General features: G+C 68.4%; 3 protein-coding genes. All 3 read left to right on the top strand.

What is annotated here, in order from left to right; all coding sequences use genetic code 11:
- Positions 1-1,104 precede the first annotated feature (1,104 nt).
- From istA to VKV26_25885, 3 genes are read left to right on the top strand one after another with little or no spacing between them, the layout of a single operon-like run.
- Positions 1,105-2,598 carry an IS21 family transposase gene (gene istA / locus VKV26_25895; GenBank protein ID HLZ73353.1) on the top strand — a complete coding sequence of 498 codons (1,494 nt, stop codon included), beginning with the start codon at positions 1,105-1,107 and terminating at the stop codon, positions 2,596-2,598.
- Positions 2,591-3,343 (top strand): IS21-like element helper ATPase IstB, encoded by a 753-nt coding sequence (gene istB, locus VKV26_25890; protein ID HLZ73352.1) that lies wholly within the window; start codon positions 2,591-2,593, stop codon positions 3,341-3,343. Before istA ends, istB begins: the two co-directional genes overlap by 8 nt.
- A gap of 8 nt (positions 3,344-3,351) precedes the next feature.
- Complete coding sequence (locus VKV26_25885; GenBank protein HLZ73351.1) at positions 3,352-3,585, top strand: hypothetical protein; 234 nt, start codon at positions 3,352-3,354, stop codon at positions 3,583-3,585.
- Positions 3,586-4,183: the final 598 nt, after the last annotated feature.

The following is a 4,183-nucleotide window of genomic DNA, read 5'->3' as shown; positions in this document are numbered from 1 at the left end:
CGGCATCATCGACCCAACCAAGGTCGTGCGGGCGGCGCTGCAGCATGCCGGCTCGGTCGCCGGCCTGCTGATCACTACTGAGGCGATGATCGCCGAGCGCCCGGAGAAGAAGAGCGCGTCGATGCCGCAGGGCGGTGGCATGGGCGACATGGACTACTAATTAGGTCGCGGCTGCATGGTGCGACGGCGTCCCGCGAGGGGGGCGCCGTCGCATGCCATTTTACCGGGCATGAGCAGCAGGAAAACATGAGCCACGCTTTTTCGCAGCCGCATGTCCTGGCTATCACGGCACAAATCGTCGCCGCGCACATCGCCTACAACGCCGAGCCCGCCGGCTGTCAGCGGCGGCGAGAATCCGCGCACAGACGGCGCGGGGCGCGTGCTTGCGTCGATCGAGCGTGACGGTGCCGGCCTTGCTGTGGGGATGACGGAGCCGCGTCACTGACGACCGAGCGCGTGCCTGGGCGCGGCAAGGGCGGGGATCGGGGGAGGACGGGGCGGCGACTGCCTGCCAGACTTGAGGGCAAGCACGGCGTCGAGCTCAACCTGCAAGTTCTGCATCGACGCCGTGCCGCACACCGTGCCGGGCACGAATGCAGGACGAGTATCCTGCCGATGAGGGCGTTCGTCTACGTCGCGTCTGCGACACCATGCAGGCCGGGGCTGCATCTGGCCGTCTGTTCCTGTGCGTCGGTTGCCGCGGGCAGGTGGTCATCTGCGGTTGCTGCGACCGAGGCCAGATCTACTGCAACGACGGCTGCGCACCGCGGGCGCGTCGACAGACCCTGCAAGCGGCTGGTCGGCGCTACCAGGCGAGTCAGCGTGGCCGGCGGCGGCACGCCGCCCGGATGGACCGCTACCGGTCGCGGCAGAAGAAAGTGACGCATCAGGGTTCACCCAAGCCGCGGGCGGATGATCTGCTGCCGCCGGTCGCGATGACCGCCATGCGTGACGACGCTCCCCCCGCCGGCGGGCTTTGGCCGCCGGGGCCACACTGCCACTGGTGTGGTCGCGGCTGCCCGCCTCTGCTGCGTCAGGGGTTCCTGCGTCGGCGCCGGCGTCATCGCGTCCGTGCTGGACACAACCGGACGGGGCCCAGATGCCATGGTGATGCCGCCTGACATCGAGGCGCAGATCCTGCGCTACTATCACGCCGAGAAATGGACGGCCGGGACCATCGCCCGGCAGCTGCACGTTCACCACAGTGTGGTGCGCCGCGTGCTGGCGCAGGCCGGCCTGCCGAGGATTGGCGCGGCACGGCGGCCGTCGCCGGTCGATGCCTATCTGCCGTTGATCCGCGAGACGCTGGAGAAATTCCCGACCCTGACCGCCAGCCGCCTGTTCACGATGGCGCACGAGCGCGGCTATCGCGGCAGCCCGGATCACTTCCGCCACCTCGTCGCCGAGCATCGCCCGCGCCGCCCGGCGGAGGCGTATCTGCGCCTGCGCAGCCTACCCGGCGAACAGGCGCAAGTGGACTGGGGGCATTTCGGCCATCTGCAGATCGGCCGCGCCCGCCGGCCGCTGATGGCGTTCGTCATCGTGCTCAGCCACTCGCGCCAGATCTTTCTGCGGTATTTTCTCGACGCCCGCATGGAGAATTTTCTGCGCGGCCATGTCGGCGCCTTCACCGCCTGGGGTGGGGTGCCGCGCGTTCTCCTCTATGACAACCTCAAGAGCGCGGTGCTGGAACGGCGCGGCGACGCGATCCGCTTCCATCCCACGCTGCTGAACTTTGCCGGGCACTACCGCTACGAACCCCGTCCCGTCGCGGTCGCGCGCGGCAACGAAAAAGGCCGCGTCGAAAGAAGCATCGGCTACATCCGTGCGGCGTTCTTCGCTGCCCGCAGCTTCACCGATCTCGACGACCTCAACGCCCAGGCGGATGACTGGTGCCGCGGCCTCGGCGCTGATCGGCGCTGTCCGGGTGAACCGGATCGCACGGTGCGCGCGGTGTTCGCCGATGAGGCGCGACATCTGCTGGCGCTGCCCGACAATCCTGCGCCGCTGCTCGAGCGCGTCGCGGTCAAGGTCGGCAAGACGCCGTATGTCCGCTTCGACCTCAACGACTACTCCGTGCCCCACACGCATGTGCGCCGGACGCTGACGGTGCTCGCCGACACGCACGATCTGCGTATCGTCGATGGCGCGCAGGTGCTCGCTCAGCATCGCCGCAGCTACGATCGCGGCGCGCAGATCGAGCAAAATGGGCATCTCCAGGCGCTGATCGAGCAGAAGCGCGCCGCCCGACAGCATCGCGCGACCGACCGCCTCGCCCAGGTGGCGCCGGCCAGCCAGGACCTGCTGGTGCGCGCCGCCGAGCGCGGCGGCAATCTCGGCGCCATCACCAATGGACTGACGCGGCTGCTCGACCGCTACGGTGCCGCCGACCTGCAGGCCGCCATCCGCGAGGCACTCGACCGCGACGTGCCCCACCCCAATGCCGTGCGCCTCGCGCTCGAGCGCCGGCGCGAGCAGCGTGGCGAGGCGCCGCCGATCGACATCGACCTGCCCGCGGATGTGCGGGCCCGCGACGCGCCGGTGCGGCCGCACGCACTGGAAACCTACGACCAGCTCAAGGACGTCGCCGATGAATGATCCTGCCACCCTGCACGCCCGCGCCGGCGCGCTGCATCTGCATGGCCTGCTGGCGCACTGGTCGGAAGCCGCCGCGTCCGACTGGGTCGCCTCGCTGCTCGACTGGGAGGAGCAGGAACGCGGCCGCCGCAGTCTCGAGCGGCGCCTGAAAGACGCGCGCATCGGCCGCTTCAAGCCGCTCTGCGACTTCGACTGGGCCTGGCCCAAGCGCTGCGACCGGGCCGCCGTGGAGGCGTTGATGGCGCTGGACTTCCTCGAGGACGCCGGCAACATCGTCCTGGTCGGTCCCAACGGCGTCGGCAAATCGACGCTGGCGCAGAACATCGCCCATCAGGCGCTGATCGCCGGACACACCGTGCTGTTCACCAGCGCCGGTCAGTTGCTCGGCGATCTCTGCGCGCTCGACAGCGATTCCGCGCTGCGACGCCGGCTGCGCCACTATGCCCGCCCGCAACTGCTGGTGATCGACGAGGTCGGATATCTCTCCTACTCCAATCGTCATGCCGACCTGATGTTCGAGTTGGTCTCTCGCCGCTACCAGAAGCGCAGTACCCTGATCACCACCAACCGCCCGTTCGCCGAATGGCGCGAGGTGTTCCCCAACGCCGCCTGCGTCGTCTCGCTGATCGACCGCCTGGTCCACAACGCCGAGATCATCGCCATCGAGGGCGAATCCTACCGCCTCAAGGAAGCGCGTGAGCGCACCGAGCAGCGCTCCCGCCAGCGTCGCGGCTCCAAAGCATGAGCGAGCCCATGAAGTCGGCGCCGGCGCCGACCGCCACGCCGACCTTGGCGAGCACCGTCGTCATCCCGACCACTTGGACACCGGAGCAGGCGCTCGCCGTGTTTGAATTGATCGACGATCTGAGGGATCGGCTCTGGGCCCTGCATGGCAGCCAGATCCAGGACCTCCTCCAGCAGGAACAGGGATCGGCCGCAAGCAACGCCCTCAGTGCCGATCCGGGGGACGACGCCGCGTCGTTCTGACGGCGCCAGCGCCGCAAGCCTCCACGTCCATCGCGCACCGCACGCCGCGACACCGTCCCGCGAACCGCCGCCGGCGCCGTTCTCGGTTCGAACCCGAAAGCCCATCTGTCGTTATGCCCGCAACAAAGCCGCGCCGTCTGTGCGCGGATTCTCGCCGCCGCTGACACCTCCACCAAGAATGTTACCGGCAACCAGACGGGAGGGATACACAGCGACCTATGGCGACCGCGGATCGCGTTTGCGAATCCATGCGCATGGCATGCGTCACCTTCGTCTTCATGATGCCCCCCTGATGATGAGGGCATCATCGCCGTATGCTCATTCACGGGTAACATTTTAGGTGAGGCAACGGGCTTCGCTCGGTAACGTTTTGCTTGAGGCAATGCGACATGTCCAGCACGGACGCGATGACGCCGGCGCCGACGCAGGAACCCCTGACGCAGCAGAGGCGGGCAGCCGCGACCACACCAGTGGCAATGTGGCCCCGGCGGCCGAAGCCCGCCGGCGGGGGCAGCGTCGTCACGCATGGCGGTCATCGCGACCGGCGGCAGCAGATCATCCGCCCGCGGCTTGGGTGAACCCTGATGCGTCACTTTCT

It is taken from the genome of Dehalococcoidia bacterium (genome assembly GCA_035310145.1).
Classification (GTDB): Bacteria; Chloroflexota; Dehalococcoidia; order CAUJGQ01; family CAUJGQ01; genus CALFMN01.
Note: the sequence above shows the minus strand (reverse complement) of the source record. Positions and strands in the feature narration are given on the sequence as shown.